Annotated in this window: 20 protein-coding genes; 4 read left to right on the top strand and 16 right to left on the bottom strand. The window is 30.7% G+C overall.

The genetic code is table 11. The annotated features are described in order from the left end of the window. Window positions 1-46: 46 nt before the first annotated feature. The 4 genes from KJ971_00725 to KJ971_00710 form a co-directional block, all read right to left on the bottom strand. Window positions 47-904 (bottom strand): NAD(P)/FAD-dependent oxidoreductase, encoded by an 858-nt coding sequence (locus KJ971_00725; protein MBU1144365.1) that lies wholly within the window; start codon window positions 902-904, stop codon window positions 47-49. Window position 905: 1 nt separating this feature from the next. Then, window positions 906-1,217 (bottom strand): thioredoxin, encoded by a 312-nt coding sequence (trxA, locus tag KJ971_00720; protein MBU1144364.1) that lies wholly within the window; start codon window positions 1,215-1,217, stop codon window positions 906-908. Between the two features lie 84 nt (window positions 1,218-1,301). After that, window positions 1,302-1,766, bottom strand: a complete 465-nt coding sequence (locus tag KJ971_00715) for a GNAT family N-acetyltransferase (protein MBU1144363.1) — start codon at window positions 1,764-1,766, stop codon at window positions 1,302-1,304. A gap of 3 nt (window positions 1,767-1,769) precedes the next feature. Beyond that, window positions 1,770-2,354, bottom strand: coding sequence for a hypothetical protein (locus tag KJ971_00710; protein MBU1144362.1), 585 nt, complete (start codon window positions 2,352-2,354; stop codon window positions 1,770-1,772). Window positions 2,355-2,533: 179 nt separating this feature from the next. On the opposite strand from KJ971_00710, the gene KJ971_00705 reads away from it, so the two are divergent. Further along, a complete protein-coding gene (locus KJ971_00705; protein MBU1144361.1) occupies window positions 2,534-3,856 on the top strand; it encodes a H(+)-transporting ATPase in 1,323 nt (440 codons plus the stop codon). A gap of 60 nt (window positions 3,857-3,916) precedes the next feature. After that, complete coding sequence (locus tag KJ971_00700) at window positions 3,917-4,600, top strand: RluA family pseudouridine synthase (GenBank protein MBU1144360.1); 684 nt, start codon at window positions 3,917-3,919, stop codon at window positions 4,598-4,600. Between the two features lie 21 nt (window positions 4,601-4,621). On the opposite strand, the gene KJ971_00695 is transcribed toward KJ971_00700, so the two are convergent. From KJ971_00695 to KJ971_00685, 3 genes are read right to left on the bottom strand one after another with little or no spacing between them, the layout of a single operon-like run. Continuing rightward, complete coding sequence (locus KJ971_00695) at window positions 4,622-5,296, bottom strand: hypothetical protein (GenBank protein MBU1144359.1); 675 nt, start codon at window positions 5,294-5,296, stop codon at window positions 4,622-4,624. Further along, complete coding sequence (locus KJ971_00690) at window positions 5,296-6,594, bottom strand: hypothetical protein (protein MBU1144358.1); 1,299 nt, start codon at window positions 6,592-6,594, stop codon at window positions 5,296-5,298. The genes KJ971_00695 and KJ971_00690 overlap by 1 nt, the downstream gene beginning before the upstream one ends. 16 nt (window positions 6,595-6,610) lie before the next feature. Then, window positions 6,611-7,552, bottom strand: a complete 942-nt coding sequence (locus tag KJ971_00685) for an alpha/beta hydrolase (GenBank protein ID MBU1144357.1) — start codon at window positions 7,550-7,552, stop codon at window positions 6,611-6,613. Window positions 7,553-7,790: 238 nt separating this feature from the next. Here KJ971_00685 and pepT point away from each other — a divergent pair, with 238 nt between their 5' ends. Next, complete coding sequence (gene pepT, locus KJ971_00680) at window positions 7,791-9,014, top strand: peptidase T (GenBank protein ID MBU1144356.1); 1,224 nt, start codon at window positions 7,791-7,793, stop codon at window positions 9,012-9,014. A 31-nt stretch (window positions 9,015-9,045) separates the two neighbouring features. On the opposite strand, the gene rlmH is transcribed toward pepT, so the two are convergent. From rlmH to KJ971_00660, 4 genes are all read right to left on the bottom strand, one after another. Beyond that, a complete protein-coding gene (rlmH, locus tag KJ971_00675) occupies window positions 9,046-9,525 on the bottom strand; it encodes a 23S rRNA (pseudouridine(1915)-N(3))-methyltransferase RlmH (protein ID MBU1144355.1) in 480 nt (159 codons plus the stop codon). After that, window positions 9,525-10,433 (bottom strand): tyrosine-type recombinase/integrase, encoded by a 909-nt coding sequence (locus KJ971_00670; protein MBU1144354.1) that lies wholly within the window; start codon window positions 10,431-10,433, stop codon window positions 9,525-9,527. Before KJ971_00670 ends, rlmH begins: the two co-directional genes overlap by 1 nt. Then, a complete protein-coding gene (gene trmFO / locus KJ971_00665) occupies window positions 10,426-11,733 on the bottom strand; it encodes a methylenetetrahydrofolate--tRNA-(uracil(54)-C(5))-methyltransferase (FADH(2)-oxidizing) TrmFO (protein ID MBU1144353.1) in 1,308 nt (435 codons plus the stop codon). The genes KJ971_00670 and trmFO overlap by 8 nt, the downstream gene beginning before the upstream one ends. Before the next feature lie 74 nt (window positions 11,734-11,807). Beyond that, window positions 11,808-13,097: an alpha-amylase gene (locus KJ971_00660; protein ID MBU1144352.1), complete on the bottom strand. Its 1,290-nt coding sequence runs from the start codon at window positions 13,095-13,097 to the stop codon at window positions 11,808-11,810. 247 nt (window positions 13,098-13,344) lie between these two features. Here KJ971_00660 and KJ971_00655 point away from each other — a divergent pair, with 247 nt between their 5' ends. Next, window positions 13,345-14,322 (top strand): LacI family transcriptional regulator, encoded by a 978-nt coding sequence (locus KJ971_00655; protein MBU1144351.1) that lies wholly within the window; start codon window positions 13,345-13,347, stop codon window positions 14,320-14,322. A 15-nt stretch (window positions 14,323-14,337) separates the two neighbouring features. Here the strand turns inward: KJ971_00655 and KJ971_00650 are convergent, their stop codons facing one another. From KJ971_00650 to KJ971_00630, 5 genes are all read right to left on the bottom strand, one after another. After that, a complete protein-coding gene (locus tag KJ971_00650) occupies window positions 14,338-14,718 on the bottom strand; it encodes a metal-dependent transcriptional regulator (GenBank protein MBU1144350.1) in 381 nt (126 codons plus the stop codon). A gap of 56 nt (window positions 14,719-14,774) precedes the next feature. Continuing rightward, the gene (feoB, locus tag KJ971_00645; protein MBU1144349.1) at window positions 14,775-16,943 is read right to left on the bottom strand and encodes a ferrous iron transport protein B; all 2,169 of its coding nucleotides are present in this window, start codon (window positions 16,941-16,943) and stop codon (window positions 14,775-14,777) included. Next, window positions 16,940-17,176 carry a ferrous iron transport protein A gene (locus KJ971_00640; GenBank protein ID MBU1144348.1) on the bottom strand — a complete coding sequence of 79 codons (237 nt, stop codon included), beginning with the start codon at window positions 17,174-17,176 and terminating at the stop codon, window positions 16,940-16,942. The genes feoB and KJ971_00640 overlap by 4 nt, the downstream gene beginning before the upstream one ends. Window positions 17,177-17,316: 140 nt before the next feature. Further along, window positions 17,317-17,766 (bottom strand): methylated-DNA--[protein]-cysteine S-methyltransferase, encoded by a 450-nt coding sequence (locus KJ971_00635; GenBank protein MBU1144347.1) that lies wholly within the window; start codon window positions 17,764-17,766, stop codon window positions 17,317-17,319. Continuing rightward, a complete protein-coding gene (locus KJ971_00630) occupies window positions 17,756-18,097 on the bottom strand; it encodes a DUF1667 domain-containing protein (GenBank protein MBU1144346.1) in 342 nt (113 codons plus the stop codon). The genes KJ971_00635 and KJ971_00630 overlap by 11 nt, the downstream gene beginning before the upstream one ends. Between the last annotated feature and the right edge of the window lie 6 nt (window positions 18,098-18,103).

Raw genomic sequence — 18,103 nt, 5'->3', positions numbered from 1 at the left:
CAAGTCATTTAGAACAAGTCGTAAAAGAAAACGCCTTAGTCAAAGACTAAGACGTAACGTGTCGCAAATATTTGTTGATTGCCAGTGCTGCTTTGGCTCCATCATCGGCTGCTTTGACAATTTGAAGCAATCCTCCAATACAATCTCCTGCCGCAAATAATCCAGGAATATTGGTCATAAAATTGTCATCTACGACGATATCATTTTTATTGATAAAAGCACCCATTCTTAAAGCAAAATCTGCTGCAGAAGGGGTTCCCATCGCCACAAATAACACATCTACAAGATACTCTTGATTTTGTGTATTAACGGAAGTAATAACTTCTTTTCCTTTGATTAATGTCAAAGGTTCCGATACAACATTATATCCCGATACATCTACTTCTAAAGTAGCGCCATTTGTAAAAATTGTAATTTCTGAACTGAAATTTTTTAAAATTTCAAGTTCTTCTAGCATAAATTCAGAACTTCCAATTAGGCCTATCTTTTTATTTCTATAGATAAATCCATCGCAAATAGCACAGTAAGAAATTCCTTTTCCTACGTAATCTTGAAAGCCCTTAACCCTTAAATTTACACGATTAGCTCCAGTGGCCAAAAGAACCGTTTTCGATTCATGAACACCTATATTCGTTTTAACTGTAAAGGTATCAAAATAATCAATATTTAGTACTTCTTCTGTGAAAATTGGAATAAGAAACCTTTTGGCTTGTATTATTCCATTTTCAAATAAGTCTTGTCCTTTTATTGGATCAGGAAACCCATAATAATTCTCAATGTGATCTGTTTTTTTTAAGGTTCCCATATCTTTCATAATAATCGCAACATCAAGTTTAAATCGCTTTAAATAGATGGCGGCGGATACCCCTGCAGGACCTCCACCGACGACTATAATGTCAAACATCTTATAATCCTAGACGTTTTAACAAATCTTCTTTTCTTAGTAATCCTACTACTTGGCTTACAGCTTTTCCATCTTTAAACATCATTACCGTTGGAATACTAGAAATCTTAAATTGATTTGCTAAATGTCCTTCTTCATCAACGTTTATTTTAGCTACCTTAACTTTACCTTCTAAGTCTTGTCCAATTTCTTCAATAATTGGTCCTAACATTAGGCAAGGGCGGCACCATGCTGCCCAAAAATCCACTATTACGGGAACTTCGGATTCTAATACTTCTTTTTTAAAATTTTCACTTGTAATTTTTATTGGCATTGTTTGTTTCCTCCTAAAATAATTTCATATTATTCTCATCTATTCTACCAAAATTTATATTATAAATCTATTGATTTGCTTAGGTTATTTAAATTTTTCTTCATCTAACCGAAAGATCGTCCATTCTGTCAAAGGTTTTGCCTCTAATTTCACGTAAAAATCTATTGCATTTTGATTCCAATCTAAGCAGACCCACTCCATTCTGCCACAATTTTCTTGTTTTGCAATATGTATTAAATGTGTGATTAATTGTTTCCCATAGCTATATCCTCTGTATTCAGGATAGATAAATAAATCTTCTAAGTATAATCCTTTTCTTCCTTTAAATGTTGAAAAATTATAGAAAAACAAAGCAAATCCAATCGGAACATCTAACTTAAAAGCAATAAGGACTTTACAGTCCTTTTTGACAAAGATAGCTTCATATAATGATTCTACAGTTGCTTCTACTTGATCACTCATTTTTTCATACTTTGCAATGCCTTTAATAAAATCTAAAACTAGTGGACATTCATTTTCATTTGCATATCGAATCAAGATATCGCTCATTTATTACTCGCTTCCTTCATAAAACAAAGATATTTGTTTATAACCTTGTTGTTTCTCTTTTAAAATATCTTTATAACTTTGATAAACTTTGTCCGCTAAATTTGGTAACGTGATATTTGTAGTATCAATAACTAAATCAAGGCCTTTGATTTCATCTAAATTGAAATCGATTCGATCTGATTCAATTCGTTTTTTTATATCTACAGGGTTATCTTTTCTTTCCATCATTCTTTCAATTCTTTTTTCTTCTTGTGTTTTAAGAAAAATAGCGACAATGACACATTTTTTAAGTTCTAAAAAAGATTTTAATCCTTTTGGTTCAAGGATAATTAATTTGTCGTCATTTAATTCATTCAATGGAGTTCCATAACGAAACCCGTTGTAAATAGCTGTCTCTGCAAAATATTGTTTTTTTTCTTTCATAATAAAATCATCTTCTGATAAAAAATGATAGTCAAATCCTTCAATCTCATTTATCCTTTTTGGTCTTGTAGTGCTGGTCACTACTCTTGAAATAGGATATCGATTAACCATGATTTTTGCTGATTCTGTTTTTCCAGATGCACTTGGTCCTAATAGAATTAACATAATGATTACCTCCCTGTAAGATATCATTATTATATCATGATTTCAAATCAAATGGAGCCTTCTATTTTGAAATCCATACGCTTTCTCTAATACCATTTGCGTAATAAACATAAAAGTAGTATAATACTTAACGATATTTTATCATTATTTAATGAAATCCGACGAAAGGAGTTCCTACTATGAAAAAGAAAAAACTATCTCCTTTAGTAATAATTGTAATGAGTTTTTTAGGTATTATCTTTATTGGAATCATTTTATTTAAAATGCCATTTTCTGTTCAAGAAGGTCAATTTATTTCTTGGGTTGATGCTATATTTTTGTCAACTTCAGCAGTCTGCGTAACGGGGCTATCAACCATTTCGGATTTATCAATAACCCTATCTGTCTTTGGCAAATTTGTGTTAGCCTTATTAATTCAAATTGGTGGTATTGGAATTGTTACCATCGCCATTTATGTTTTAGTCATTTTAGGAATAAAAATTGGCGTCACAGAACGATACGTACTCAAAGAAGCTTTAAACCAATATTCCATTTCAGGAATGGTACGCTTGGTTCGATCCATTGTCTTTACCACTCTGATCATCGAATTTTTTGGAATGATTATTAATTTTACGGTATTTATTCAAGATTTTGAATTTTTTAAAGCACTGGGATTAAGTGCATTTCATTCTATTTCTTCGTTTAATAATGCCGGTTTTGATATCTTGGGTGATACAAGTTTGATGGCCTATAAATCGAACATCATTTTAAATATAAATACGATGCTTATGATTGTGATAGGTGGTATTGGTTTCATTGTCATTCAAGACATCTTAAAAAAAAGAAAGTGGAAAAATTTGACGCTTTATTCTAAAATTGTTATTAAAACTACTTTGTTTTTAATCGTTACTGGTGCAGTTATCATTTTTGTATTTGAGTATAAAAACGTTACTTTCTTACAAGCAATCTTTCAAAGTATTACCACAAGAACTGCTGGTTTTTCGACCATTGATATGAACTTATTTTCTTATTCTACTTTAGCTGTCATTATGGTATTTATGTTTATTGGTGCTTCCCCAAACTCTACTGGTGGTGGTATTAAAACGACTACATTCTATGTCATTTTCCGTTCTACTATAAGTTTTCTAAGAGGGAAACCAACCATTGTTAAAAACAGAAAAATTGACGATGATACGCGTGCAAAAGCATTTACATTAGCCTTGCTTGCTATGGCTTCTACTTTTATCGTTTTTATTGCTGTATCCCAAATTGAAACACATAATCCAAACTATGAAATGCCATTTATTAAAGTGCTTTTTGAAACCATTTCTGCTTTTGGAACCGTTGGACTTTCGATGGGAATTACTCCGTTCTTAATGCCTGCATCAAAAGTCATATTGTCTTTACTGATGTTTTTAGGTAGATTAGGCCCAATCACTATTTTTGGTATTGTTAATAGAAATTGGGGTCATCCATATGTATCGAGTGTCGATTACGCTCCCGAAAAAATTCTAGTAGGTTAAAAAAACTCGATTAATTTCGAGTTTTTCTTATCGTCTTATCTAAATTAGAGGTGATTCTTTATGATTTTAAACCAAAATAAAATAAATATTTTTTATGAAGATGATCTTATTTTAATTGTGGATAAACCACCTAAAATGCTTTCTCATCCTGATAAGCTTCATAAAGAGCCTGACTTACTATCTGCACTAAAACATCCAGAATATGCAGTAATTACAAGATTGGACTTTAACACATCTGGCCTTGTACTGCTTGGAAAATCTCAAAAATCCATTTCTATATTAAATCAACTTTCAAGAAATAATGAAATTCATAAGATATATCAATGTCTTGTCTTAAATTACTTTCAAAATCCTGAAGCGATTCTTACTGCTTACCTCTTAAAAGATGAAATAAATTCTGTTGTACGACTAAGTGATAAAAAGATTGAAAATGGTCAAAAAATTATCACTTCTTACAAAGTTCTAACTGAAAAAAACAATTGCTCTCTTTTAGAAGTTGAATTGATTACAGGTAAAACTCACCAAATAAGAGCTCACATGGCGTTTGCTGAACATCCTTTAATAGGAGATCCATTGTATGGACAAAAATCTTTAAATAAAAAATATAATTTGCATTTTCAAGCTTTGGTTTCTACAAAAATTTGGTTTACCATTCAAGATTCAACAAATCCTTTGTTTTACTTAAACAAACTACTTTTTGAAAAAAAAGACACCAATTTAATGGCTTTAATTGATAAGAGATAGCAAATTTGCTATCTCTTCTTTTTATAAATGGAATCTTTTTTTAATCTCATCTTTTATTGATTTTGGAAAAAAGAAAATGATAAACAATAAAATAAAGACTGCAAGACCTAAAGCTGTGATGGAAGGCCATAGAATTGTAATAACATCAAATAGGTATAAGACAATTGGAATAATGGAAAAGATAATAATAGTCATCAAATAAAATAAGTAATCTCGATAATTAATTCTTTTGATCCAAATAATAAATGAAATTGCCAAATTACAGGCAAGAAGGGACATCGGCGTCACATAATTTAAAGCCCATCCTTGGACATCTCCATAAGCTTGATCCACAAGATTCAAAATGATAATTAAAATGGATGTTAAAAAAGCTAATTTAAAAGCAATGTTTTGTTTCGATAAAATTCCATAGCGAACAATGGTCCAAAAATATAAAATAGCTCCAAGCGGAATTAAACTCCAAAAAGTATTACTTCCGTCAAATAAATTGATTCCAATTAATGTCACAATCGCAATAACGGTCACAAATAAAAGTATTTTTTTGGTCAAAGGTAATACTTGTCTTCTTTGTGGAATGTATTCTGGATATAATTCTGGATTTGTTAAATCCCCTTCGCCTTTTAATAATTGGTGACACAAAGGACAATATTTTTGAGTAGTATCTACGTCAACTTGACATTTATCACAATGTTTCATTAATATTCCTCCACAAAATTACTTTCAATTTCAACTTCAAATCCTAATTTTGAAAAATGTCTAAAAAATTCTCTTTCAATGGTTGTTTCAATAATTGATCTCGTAAATGTAATCTTGAATTTATTTCCAAAAGAAGCGATAGAACAATTTAAAGTATTAAATTTTCCTGAATAAACAGCTGCAGTGATATCAGAAATATAAGGAATCATCGATTCGGGGAAATCAATTTTCCCAAGATTGGTAAGGCTCATTGTATTAAGCGATAACCCCATCATTTGATATCCAATTTTTAATACATATTTTTTTAGAAAGTAAGGAGTCATTCTTAAAAATATATTTTTTTCAAAAGCGACATTTTCACTCATTTTTCGAATTAATTCTTCTTTTGTCATTCCTTGTTTGAATTGTGTTTTTGTCAGTGTAAGTATTTCATCAAATGTAATATCAGATCGGTTCATAACTAAATCTGTTTTTACAAAATTAGAAAAATTTCTTAACGTTTTTGAAGGAAAATGTTTTCTTAAATTTACTGGGACAAAAATCTTCACAGGTTTTTGGTTTTGCTTTAAATGCTCTCTGTATTGAATTTGAGTGACATAAATGGTATGCATCATAAGCGCAGCCATATATTCAGTAACCGTAGCTTGATATTTTCTTGCTAATTCTAGCATTTTTGCCGTCGAAATTGTTCCTGAAATAAGCCCAATATTATCCCCAGAAATTGGCGTTCCTTTTATTCCAAACGCTTTTTTTTCATTCACGTGTTGTCGGTTCTTAGCATTATAATATGTACTATGACTATCTTCATATTCTTCCATAGAAGGAAGACTATCTTTTGTTAAAATCATGTTATCTGGAGATACATTATATCCTTTTAAAATAAAGTACTCATAGAGAATTGATTTTAACATCATGAAAGAACCTGTTCCATCCGTTAATGAATGAAAAGCCTCTAAAGCTATCAATTTATTTCGATAAAATATTTTAAATAAATATCCGTTATTTTCTTTAGGACTTAAATTACCACATACTTGATATGATAACGGTTCAATATAAAAAGGCCGACTATTGTAATCTAAATAACTCCAAAACAATCCGGTTTTTAACCGAACTTTGAACATGGGGTATCTTTCTAAAATTGCATCTACGGCGAGTTGTAATAAATCAATATCCACTTCTTCTTTTAAAATCACTTGCACTCTAAATGTATTTGTTTCTCTTTTATTGGAAACTGCAGGAAAAATTTTCGCAGAATTATCCAGCTTAAACCAGTCTTTATATAAAATGTCTTTTCCCATATTAAATTACTCCCTTTTAACGTTCCAAGTTACACGTAAATTGTGTTTCAATATACTTTCCAATTTCTTTCCATGCCTTTTTTGCTTCAGGAATTAACCCAAAAGCTAATTGAAACACATGAAACATTCCTCTATAAATTGTCACTTTTACATTGTTTCCGGCATCGCTTGCTATTTTTGCGACACTTAACGTATCTGATTCTAATACTTCATTACTTCCTACATGCATCATTAAATTTGTATAATTATGATACTGTCCATAGACAGGAGAAATATATGGATTATGAATGTCTTCATGTCCAATATATCCTTTTACATCAAGTGGATCTGTATTTTCACCTAGTAACGGATCTAATTTAATGTTTCGAAGGTAAGATTCGCCTTCAGCCGCTAAATCTGTCCAAGCAGACATTGTAATAATTGCCTTTGGCAAAACTCTTTGTTGGTCTCTTAAATATAACCCCAAAGCAAGAACCAATCCCCCTCCAGCAGAATCTCCAACTAAAATAATGTTTTCAGAAAGATAGCCTTTGCTTATAACAAAATCATAAGCAGCAATGGCATCTTCAAAAGCAGCAGGAAATGGATGAATCGGCGCCAAACGGTAATCAAGAGATAAAACGCTACAACTACAAGTTAAGCTTAAATATTTTAAAGCTGATTTTCTATAAATATCACTATATCCAGAAACATATGCTCCCCCATGAAACTGAAGAATAATATTTTTTCCAATATTGTTTGATTTATAAATCCATTCCATTTTTGCAGTATGAAACTCTATTTGATTTGCGACAATATTTTTAGGAAAACGAAAAGTATCTGTTAGTTCGGTCGTATATAATCTGCCAAAATTAACTGGATGATGTTTTTTAATATCCGGAAACTTACTGACTAATCTTAATAATTGATTTGCGAAAGTTCCTCTGATGGTTTTTTTACTAAATTGAAGGTCAAGCATCTATTTCACCTGCTTTTTTATAATTATACCACAGAGTCTCAATGATTTACATAAAAGTAGAGTCTTTTTATACCGTTTCTTTTATATTAAATTTTCCAATTTATTTTTAATTTTACTTAGAATTTTATTTCTTCGTTACTTCATTTTTTATGATAGTACTATGTTTTTTTGAGATTAGAAACTTAATAAAACAAAAACAAAATAAGATGTAGTATAATAAAATACAAGAGGTGATATCATGCGTGCATACGAACGCTTACTAAATTATGTAAAATTTAATACTCAATCCAGTGATTCTTCAAAAACATACCCTTCTACTTCTTCTCAATTAGAATTAGCCAACTTTTTAAAAGAAGAATTAACAAATTTAGGTGTATCTTCTGAAGTAGATGATTTTGGCTATTTGATTGGAAGAATCAAAGCCAATACTTTAAAAAAAATACCTTGTGTTGCATTTATCGCACATTTAGATACTTCTCCTGATGCAAGTGGAGAAAATGTATTACCAAGACTTATTCAATCATATGACGGAAAAGATATTGTGTTAAACGAAGAAACCAATATTGTACTTAGTCCAACTATGTTTAGTTCGTTAATAAGAAATATTGGAGAAGATTTAATCGTAACGGATGGGACGACTTTACTTGGAGCTGATGATAAAGCCGGAGTTGCTGAAATTATGACCGTAGTTGAATTTATTCAAACACATTCTGATTTCATTCATGGAGAAATCGTGATTGTTTTTACCCCTGATGAAGAAGTAGGAAACGGGACGATTTATCTTGATGTTAACAAAGTGAATGCTGATTTTGCTTATACGCTTGATGGTTCAATGGTTGGTGAAATTGCTTATGAAAATTTTAACGCCGCAGGCGCTAAAGTCATTTTTAATGGCAAATCAGTCCATCCAGGAAGCGCGAAAAACAAGATGATTAACTCCATTGAACTTGCCTTTGAATTTAATCAATTACTTCCAAAATTTATGCGCCCAGAAATTACTGAAAATTACGAAGGATTCAATCATTTACATGGAATTCAAGGAAATGTTGAGAAAACGGTTTTAGACTATATCATTCGTAATCATGATAAAATGATATTTGAAAGCCAAAAGAAGGATTTTTTAAACGCTTGTGAATTCATCAACAATAAGTATGGAAAAAATACTTCCATCTTAGAAATCACTGATTCTTACTTTAATATGAAAGAAAAATTAGATAATCATTTAGAAATTATTGATATTGCGATTAAAGCCATCACAGATCAAGGATTAACCCCAATTATTGAACCGATTCGTGGAGGCACAGATGGTGCTAGACTGACCTATATGGGATTGCCTTGTCCTAACCTTGGAACGGGTGGATACAACTATCACGGGCCATTTGAATACATTTCTATTCAAGAAATGGATCAAGCAGTAGAAATTGTCAAAAAAATTATTACAAATATTTATGAATTAACATAATAGTAAAAACATCACTTTTTAAAGTGATGTTTTATTTGTGATATGTTATATGATTTAAAAGAGTTATACTCCGATATAGCTGCTCTAATAATATAAGTCTCATAAGTTGATGAGGAAATGTCATCTTGGAAAAAGAGATGGCATTATCTGCTCTTTTTTTTACCTCATCTGATAAACCATAAGATCCTCCAATGATAAAGCAAATTTGAGAAGAATGGTATATACTTGTTTGATTAATCCAATCAGCTAATTCTACACTTGATAAAAGTTCTTTTTCAATTTCTAATGTCACAACAATCGATCCATTTGGAATCTTTTCGATAATTTTGATTCCTTCCGCGTCTATTACTTTTGTAATATCACTTTCAGAAATTTGACCTGTACTTTTTTCTTCCAAAACTTCTATCACATCTGTTTTCACAAAAGCAGAGAGTCTTTTTAAATATTCATCAATACCTTCTTTTAGGTATTTTTCTTTTATCTTCCCCACACATATTAATTTAAATTGTATCATTTTAATTTTGCCCTTGGATGACTTTTCATATAGACCTCTTTTAATTGTTCTTTTGATACTTTTGTATAAATTTGAGTGGTAGATAAACTAGCGTGTCCTAAAAGTTCTTGAACGGTTCTTAAATCCACTCCGTGATTTAATAGATGCGTCGCAAAGGAATGTCTAAACGCATGAGGAGAAATATGCAATGTCGATGCTTGTTTCTTTAATTCCGATTCTAAAATAACTCGCACTCCTCGGTCAGTTAAATGATTTCCTTTGAAATTAACAAATAAAAACCCGTCTTCTTCTTTTAATGATCTTGATTTTAAAACGGGTCTAGTTAATACTAGATAATTTTTTATTTTAAGAATAATTTCATCGTGTATTGGTGCATATCTGTCTAAAGATCCTTTTCCGTGAACCAAAATGGTTTTAGATCCAAAATCAATGTCCTTAATTTTAATATTAATTAATTCACTTACACGAAGACCAGATCCATATAGAATTTCAAAAATAGCAATATTTCGTCTTCCAGCCAATGTAGATTCATCGATTCGATTGAGAAATTCATTCATTTCATTTTCGTATATAAATTTTGGCAATTTTTTAGATTCTTTGGGCAATACTGCATTATGAAATGGATTTGTTTTAAGATATTTTTCATCAATCAAATACGCATAGAGTGTTTTTACACTACTAATTTTTCTGCGTATAGATTTTGGAGTATAATCATTGTGTAAAAACGAAATATAAAAACGTGATATTCTTTCTGAAAGGTGATATAAATCACCTAAATCTTCTTGTGTTAAAAATAGTGTTAACGTTTGAATGTCATTTAAATAAGCGATAACTGTATTATTTGAATAATTTCTTTGGTTAATTAGATAAGATTGATACATTTCTATGATTTCTTGATTACTCAAATAAATTCACCTCCAACATTTGCTTTAATGCTTCAATGCTTCTATTTGCCATTAATTCTTTTCTTTGCTTTTTATTGTGTTTTTCTTCAAAAGGAGGAAAAATACCAAAATTGACATTCATGGGTTGAAAGTAAAGTGGTTCTGCATTCTCTAAATAAAAAGCTTGAGCTCCTAGAGCGGTCATTCTAGGAAAAGATACTAAATCTTTCTCTTTTACGAGTTTGGCCATGTTGATTCCTGCAATCATTCCAGAACCAATGGATTCAACATATCCTTCTACGCCACTTAATTGTCCCGCAATAAAAATCTTTGGGTGATTTTTAATTTGATAATATCGATTCAAAATTTTTGGCGCATTGATAAACGTATTTTTATGCATCACTCCATATCGAACAATTCTGGCGTTTTCGAGTCCTGGAATTAATCGAATTATTCTTAGTTGTTCTGAAAAAGTAAGATGTGTTTGAAACCCTACAATGTTATATAAACTAGCAGATACATTATCTTGACGTAATTGAACAACTGCATATGGTCTCGTTCCATCTAATTTCCTAAGACCTACTGGTTTCATTGGTCCATATAATAAGGTATTGTATCCTCTTCTTGCAATTTCTTCGAAGGGCATACATCCCTCAAATACTTTCAATTCAAAATCCTTCGGGATTACACAATTTGCATGCAAAACTTCTTCATACCAGCTATCATATTCGTCTTTTGTCATGGGGCAGTTGATATAAGTTGCTTCTCCTTTATCATATCTGCTTTTAAAATAAGCTTTCTCCATATTAATGGAATCAAATTCGATTATCGGAGCAGCTGCATCATAGAAATAAAGAGAATCTTCTCCGGTTAACTTCTTAATGCTTTCAAAAAGAGGATTTGCGGTTAAGGGGCCAGTCGCAATGATAACAAATCCTTCTGGGATATTTTTAATTTCTTCATCTATTACTTCTATTAAAGGATTATTATATATCTCTTTAGTTAAATATTCTGAGAATAAATCACGATCTACTGCAAGAGCACTTCCCGCTGGAACTTGATTTACATCAGCGGCTTGAATGACTGCTGAATTTAATAGCCTTAATTCCGCTTTTAGAAGCCCGCAAGCGTTCTCAATTGAATTACTACGAAAGGAATTAGAACAGACAAGTTCTGCAAAAGTATCTAATTGATGGGCAGGGCTTTTGGTTATTTTTTTCATTTCATATAGTTTAACATTTATACCACGATTAGCAAGTTGAATACTTGCTTCAACTCCAGCAAGTCCAGCACCAATCACACTAACAAATGGATAACTCAATCCAACCACATCCTTATTCTTTAATTATAACATATTATCAATTGATAGAATTTAAAAAAGCGGTTTCCCGCTTTTTATTTCTTTATTTTGATAACAACTGGATTGTTTGACAATTTCAATAATCCTGATTCTATTTTTTCTTGTTTTCCAGTTAAGTAATTATGATACGTTCCATCAGGAAAATCAACTTTGATGTTTCCTTCAGCCAAGGCAACATTAAAAATTCCTATATACTTTTCTTGATTATTTTCAAAGGTATTATATGCAACTCCATCTATTTCTGGAATATGCACTGTATAAACTCCTGATGAAAAAACTTTTCGTTTTTTTAACTTTGTCAGTTTTTGAATATAATCTGTAATATCAGTGTTTTTTACATAAACGTCTTTTTCAAATAAATCTGGTCGTTTATCAGAAGTGAATTCTTCTCCTGCATAGAGCATTGTAGCTCCTTTTTGAAAGAAAATAAAGCCTGTCCAGTTTAAAATTTTATTTATGTCATTTTTTACTTGAAATGCGATTCTTTCTTGGTCATGATTTTCTAGATTCTTTAATTTTACATAGTTCGCTGGATAAATTTCTTCTTGTCTAGAAATGGCTTCAAGATATTCTTTAAACGGTCTTTCGTTTTTTAGGTAAGCTTCAAAAAAAGGTTGCACATCATAATCATATGCTATGTCGAACACTTGATATATTTCAGATTCAGATGAACAATCATAACCGCAATCTCTGATGTATTTTAGAAAACTTCCATGAACAGATTCACTTAACCAAATCACTTTTTTATTAACTCTTGAAACAACTTTTCTTGCATAATTCCAAAAATCCAGTGGAACCAAACTAGCTACATCTGCGCGAAATCCATCTACTCCAAGTTCCGCATAAAATACAAGATTTTCAGCTAATTCACGCCATAAAGATTTATCTTCAGTAAAATCAAAATCAGTAACATCCCACCATTCTCCGATGCGGTTTGCGAATTCACCTTTTTCGTTTTTATAAAACCAGTCGGGATGTTCTTTTAGCAATTTTGAATCTCTGGAAGTATGATTATAAACAATATCCATCATAAGTTTCATTTTTCGATTATGGATTTCTTCTATTAATTGTTTGAAATCCTCCATTGTACCTAATTCAGGATGAATTTCTTTATAATTTTGAATGGAATAAGGACATCCAATGGTTCCTTTTCGATTCTTTTCTCCAATCGGATGAATGGGAAGAAGATATATGATATCAACCCCTAATGATTGAATTCTGTCTAAATCTAAAATCAGAGCTTGAAAGGTTCCTTCAAGGGTGTGATTTCTCACAAAAACTTGATAAACCACAGAATTTCTTAGTTCAATTTTTGTTTTATTCATAATATCCTCCATAAATGATATACTCACTTCAATATCTATCATAAAAAGTTTACTATAAATTATGAAAAAAGTCTATGAATTCCTTTGCATTTTCGGATTTTAAATGAATTCAAAAGATTCATTTGTGTAATGTTTGTTACATGTTGAAAATGTGTGAAATGTAAAACATGTAAATAGTTACAGAATTTTCTTTTATTTTACTTTCTTTTTAGGTATAATTAGAATATAACCCAAGAGTTTAAAGGATGTGAATTTATTGGCAACTATTAAAGACGTGGCAAAATTGGCTCATGTAAGCGTAGCTACTGTTTCAAGAGTTATCAACAATAAAGGATATGTAAACGTATCAACAAAAGAATTGGTGTTAGATGCTATTAATGAATTACAATACATTCCAAACGAATTAGCAAGATCTCTTTTCAAAAAACAATCAAGAATTATCGGCATCATTGTTCCTCATTTGACTTCTTATTATTTTGCTGAACTTTTAGAGATCATTGAAGATATTACTATTAACCATAATTATCGTCTAATGATTTGTAATTCTCAAGACAACAAGGAACGAGAAACAAAATATTTAAAAGTATTTCAACAATATAATATTGATGGAATTATTTTAATCTCCAATACAACTCGTATACAAGATTATAAAAGTTTAAATATTCCAATTATTGCCATTGATCATAAATTAACCGATGATGTTCCTTCGGTTACAAGTAATAACGTTCTTGGAGGAAAATTAGCTGCTGAAAAACTAATATCTGTTGGCTGTAAAAAAATCATTCATTTTAGAGGTCCTTCTGTATTAATGCCAGTAAGAGACCGAACAATCGGATTTAAATCTGTTCTTGAAAAACATAAAATATATAACTTTAGTTTTGATTTGGATTTTAAAAATCCAAGTCAAGAAGATATTCAAAATGTCATTAATTCTAATTTAGATTGTGATGGAATCTTCTGTGATTCAGATATCATTGCATTAAATGTCATCCAATGCTTGAAAAAAGCAGGAAGAACCGTTCCAGATGATGTTCAAGTTATTGGCTTTGATAATATTGAATTATCCAGAATCTTTTCACCAAAATTGACCACCATCGCTCAATCATCAGAGAAAATAGGTCATTATGCAGTAGAATCGTTAATGAAATTAATGAACAATGAGTCAATCGATAAATTCCATCAACAAATTGATGTTACTTTAATTGAAAGAGAAACTACTAAATAAATGAAAACCCCGAATTTAATCGGGGATTTTTTTTTGATTTAATAGAACCAAATTTTCCAGTTTATCAGCTGTATCATCACTAATATTGTGTTCTATGCCACATGCTTCTTCGTTTGCGACTGCTTCTTTGACTCCAAGGATATCCACTAAAAAACGCTTGATTATTTTATGTTTTTGAAGTACTTTTTGAGATGTTTCTAATCCTTTACTTGTTAAAGAAATATCCCCATAAAGTTCTTTGGTCACAAGTTGGTTATTCATTAAAGTATTTACTGCCCGATTGACGCTCGCTTTAGAAACTTCTAAATGATTGGCAATATCTACGGAACGAACATGATTTCCTCCAAGCATAAAAATGGTTTCTAAATAATCTTCTAACGATTCGCTATAATGCATTGTTTTTTTATCCATCATAACCCCTCTTTTCAAATATAGTATATCATAAAGAATTTTTATTTAATGTTTGATTTCTCATTTTTTGGCAAATTACATGAATTTTTTATTTTACAGCTAGAACAATTGACACAAGCTTTACCATTTTGAGAAATAAAACGTTTGATGGAATAAATAACGATGGAAAATACACCAATTCCAAAAAGAATGGAAAGTGCTGTTCCTAAACCTAAAGATCCTATTTGATAAATGGAGAGTGAAACTAAATAGGCGATTACTAATTCATACAATATCGCAAACGTTAACCACTTCCATGAACCAAGTTCTCTTTTCATTGCCGATACTGCGGCAATGCAAGGAGTTGCGAGTAAAGCGAAGGCCATAAAAGAGTAGGCTTGTAAAGGAGAAAACGCTGCTTGAATATTACCATATAATAATGTTCCATTTTCTATGACATTTCCTGAAACTCCATATAGAATTCCTAACGTTCCAACAACGGACTCTTTTGCAACAAATCCAGTAAGGATTGCAACTGTAGCTTGCCAATCCATAAATCCAAGTGGTTTAAAAAGCGGTAATAAAAATTTACCAATAATACCTAAAATACTATATTGCATTTCTGATTGATCTAATAACCGAAATATTCCATCCACAAAACCAAAGTAACTCATAAACCAAATGATAATAAACGCTCCTAAAAGGATTGTTCCAGCTTTAATCAAAAATCCTTTAGCACGCTCCCATGTATGCAACCACGTGTTTTTTAAAGTAGGCATACGATACTCAGGAAGTTCCATAATGTAATTTGCGCTTGCGCCTTTCAAAATTGTTTTTTTAAATAATATTGCAGAAAGTATTGCAACAATTATCCCTAAAAAATACATAGAAAAAACCACAAGATACGATGCTCCAAAAAATAACGCACCTGCAAACACTCCATAAATTGGTGCTTTCGCTCCACAAGAAATGAAAGGGATAATCATTGTAGTAATTTTTCTGTCTTCTGCTTTATCTAATGTTCTTGTTGATGCCACTGCAGGAACACTGCATCCAAATCCAATTAACATAGGAATAAACGATTTTCCAGATAAACCAAATTTTTTCAAAGCTCTATCCATAATAAAGGCAGCTCTTGACATGTATCCAGAATCTTCTAAAATCGCTAAAAATAAAAATAAAATTGTTAACTGAGGTAGAAATCCTACAACAGCTGCCAATCCTCCAAAAATTCCGTTTGTCAAAAGACTGGAAACCCATGTAGCCATTCCAAAAGATACTACAACTCTATTGATTAATACAAAAAATTGGTTCATCAACCAAACAAATTGATTCGTTATAAACGTTCCAATAGGACCAAAAGCAAGAAAAAACACTAATAGCATTATTAGTGCAAATAACGGAAGTCCCAACCACTTATTGGTTAAGATTCTGTCAATTTTATCTGTTACAGATGTTTTTGAAACATCCCCTTTTATTAAAACTTTTGAACACACATTCGTGATTTGATTATAACGATAGTTTGGAAGAACCATGTCAAAATCAATATCATATTTTTGTATTTCAAGGATTCGCTTACGTTTAAGTTCTTCTACTTCCATAATGGATAAATTTTGTTTTTCAATTCCTTTAAAATCGTCTTCGAAAAACCTTATGGCTAAAAAACGATCTTTAAGGATTTTTTCGAATTCTGTAATTGATTCTTCAATTGTTTGTGAATATCTTTGAGACTGTTTTATTTGAGATACATTAAGTTTAGAAATAAATAATTTAAGTTCATTAATTCCATGTTTTTTACTAGCTGTAATTGGAATAACCGGAACACCTATTTTGTTTTCTAATTCTTTAATATTAATATTATCTAATTTTCTTTCTACGATATCCATGCAGTTTAAAACAACAATCATCGGAATTTTTGTGTCAAGTAATTGATAAGTTAAAAATAAATTCCTTTCTAAGTTTGATGCATCTACAATATTGACAATAAGATCCATTTTCATATTTTGAACATATAAAGATGCTATTTCTTCTTCCAACGATATGGTAGATAAAGAATAGATTCCTGGAAGATCAACGATTTGCGCTTCAAAATCTAAGTAAATTAATTTCCCTGATTTTTTTTCAACGGTTACTCCTGGCCAATTACCCACCGATTGATTCAACCCGGTTAATTCATTAAAAACAGTTGTTTTTCCACAGTTTGGATTTCCTACTAAAGCAATCTTTATCATAAAGACAATCCCTCAACTAAATCAACTTCAATTGTTTTTGCCTCAGATTTTCTAAGAGTTAAAACATAACCACGTATAACGATTTCCATTGGATCACCAAGAGGAGCTAATTTCTTTACGAATATTTTTGTCCCAGTAATTAAACCCATATCAATAATTCTTTTTCTTAGATTATTAGCATATATATTTTTCACTACACAGGTTTTGCCAGGTAGAACATCTTTTAACGTCATAAGTATCCCTCCAAATTGTTAGCGTAGTCTAACTATTTTCTTAAAAAATAAAAGTTAACAAGTTAGCCTGTACTAACATTATATGAGCATTTGCAATAATTGTCAAATATAATCAATAAAAAAAGAGCTGTAACATTTTTTCAGCTCTTTTCTAAATCAATTAATTGTTTTTTTAATTCTATTCCACCAGCAAAGTTTCCTAATTCTTTATTATGCTTAATGACACGATGACATGGAAGAAGTAAAGGAAGTTTGTTTTTTCTACATACAGAGCCAACAGCACGGTAGGATAGAGGATGTTTCGATATTATTGCTAATTCTTTATAAGAAATAGTTTCTCCATAAGGAATTGTACTCATAGCTTGTAATACCCTCTTTTCAAAATCAGAGCCTTGAATCAGATATGGTAATGTAAAAACTTTGAGTTTATGATCAAGAAAATGTTCAATTTGTTTTTTAGCTTCTAAAAACAAATTAGATTTGTTTATAGAAAAATCCAGTTGTGAATGTAATTGGATTTCAACAATATTTTTTCCATCGTCAATTATGCCGATTTCTCCAATTTTTGAGGTGAACCGATTATGATTCATTCTTTTTTACCTCTACATTTTTAGTAGCAATAAAATCTACGTTCGTTCCACACACGTTTTTTAAAACGATATCTCCAACTTTTATTGGAGCCGTCATTTTAATTCCTTTTAATTGCATCATACATTCTTTAATTTTATCTTTAGGAATGTCTTTGCTTGTTTTGATTGAAACCATATCTTCAACGCCATTGATTACTGGAACGATTGAAGTGATAATTCTTGTCGGATTTATTACTTCTTTTTTGGCGTAATCTTCACCTTTTCTACACATAGCACCTGTAATCTTAACAACATCTTCTCCTATGATTTCTACTTCTAAAGAACATCCCATAGGACA

The organism is Bacillota bacterium (genome assembly GCA_018818595.1).
Classification (GTDB): domain Bacteria; phylum Bacillota_I; class Bacilli_A; order Izemoplasmatales; family Hujiaoplasmataceae; genus JAHIRM01.
Note: the sequence above shows the minus strand (reverse complement) of the source record. Positions and strands in the feature narration are given on the sequence as shown.

Bases quoted from the DNA above. Each gene is read 5' to 3' on its own strand.
- KJ971_00725 (MBU1144365.1), bottom strand. From the start codon at position 904: ATGTTTGACATTATAGTCGTCGGTGGAGGTCCTGCAGGGGTATCCGCC.
- trxA (MBU1144364.1), bottom strand. From the start codon at position 1,217: ATGCCAATAAAAATTACAAGTGAAAATTTTAAAAAAGAAGTATTAGAA.
- KJ971_00715 (MBU1144363.1), bottom strand. From the start codon at position 1,766: ATGAGCGATATCTTGATTCGATATGCAAATGAAAATGAATGTCCACTA.
- KJ971_00710 (MBU1144362.1), bottom strand. From the start codon at position 2,354: ATGTTAATTCTATTAGGACCAAGTGCATCTGGAAAAACAGAATCAGCA.
- KJ971_00705 (MBU1144361.1), top strand. From the start codon at position 2,534: ATGAAAAAGAAAAAACTATCTCCTTTAGTAATAATTGTAATGAGTTTT.
- KJ971_00700 (MBU1144360.1), top strand. From the start codon at position 3,917: ATGATTTTAAACCAAAATAAAATAAATATTTTTTATGAAGATGATCTT.
- KJ971_00695 (MBU1144359.1), bottom strand. From the start codon at position 5,296: ATGAAACATTGTGATAAATGTCAAGTTGACGTAGATACTACTCAAAAA.
- KJ971_00690 (MBU1144358.1), bottom strand. From the start codon at position 6,594: ATGGGAAAAGACATTTTATATAAAGACTGGTTTAAGCTGGATAATTCT.
- KJ971_00685 (MBU1144357.1), bottom strand. From the start codon at position 7,552: ATGCTTGACCTTCAATTTAGTAAAAAAACCATCAGAGGAACTTTCGCA.
- pepT (MBU1144356.1), top strand. From the start codon at position 7,791: ATGCGTGCATACGAACGCTTACTAAATTATGTAAAATTTAATACTCAA.
- KJ971_00660 (MBU1144352.1), bottom strand. From the start codon at position 13,097: ATGAATAAAACAAAAATTGAACTAAGAAATTCTGTGGTTTATCAAGTT.
- KJ971_00650 (MBU1144350.1), bottom strand. From the start codon at position 14,718: ATGCATTATAGCGAATCGTTAGAAGATTATTTAGAAACCATTTTTATG.
- feoB (MBU1144349.1), bottom strand. From the start codon at position 16,943: ATGATAAAGATTGCTTTAGTAGGAAATCCAAACTGTGGAAAAACAACT.
- KJ971_00640 (MBU1144348.1), bottom strand. From the start codon at position 17,176: ATGACGTTAAAAGATGTTCTACCTGGCAAAACCTGTGTAGTGAAAAAT.
- KJ971_00635 (MBU1144347.1), bottom strand. From the start codon at position 17,766: ATGAATCATAATCGGTTCACCTCAAAAATTGGAGAAATCGGCATAATT.
- KJ971_00630 (MBU1144346.1), bottom strand. From the start codon at position 18,097: ATGGGATGTTCTTTAGAAGTAGAAATCATAGGAGAAGATGTTGTTAAG.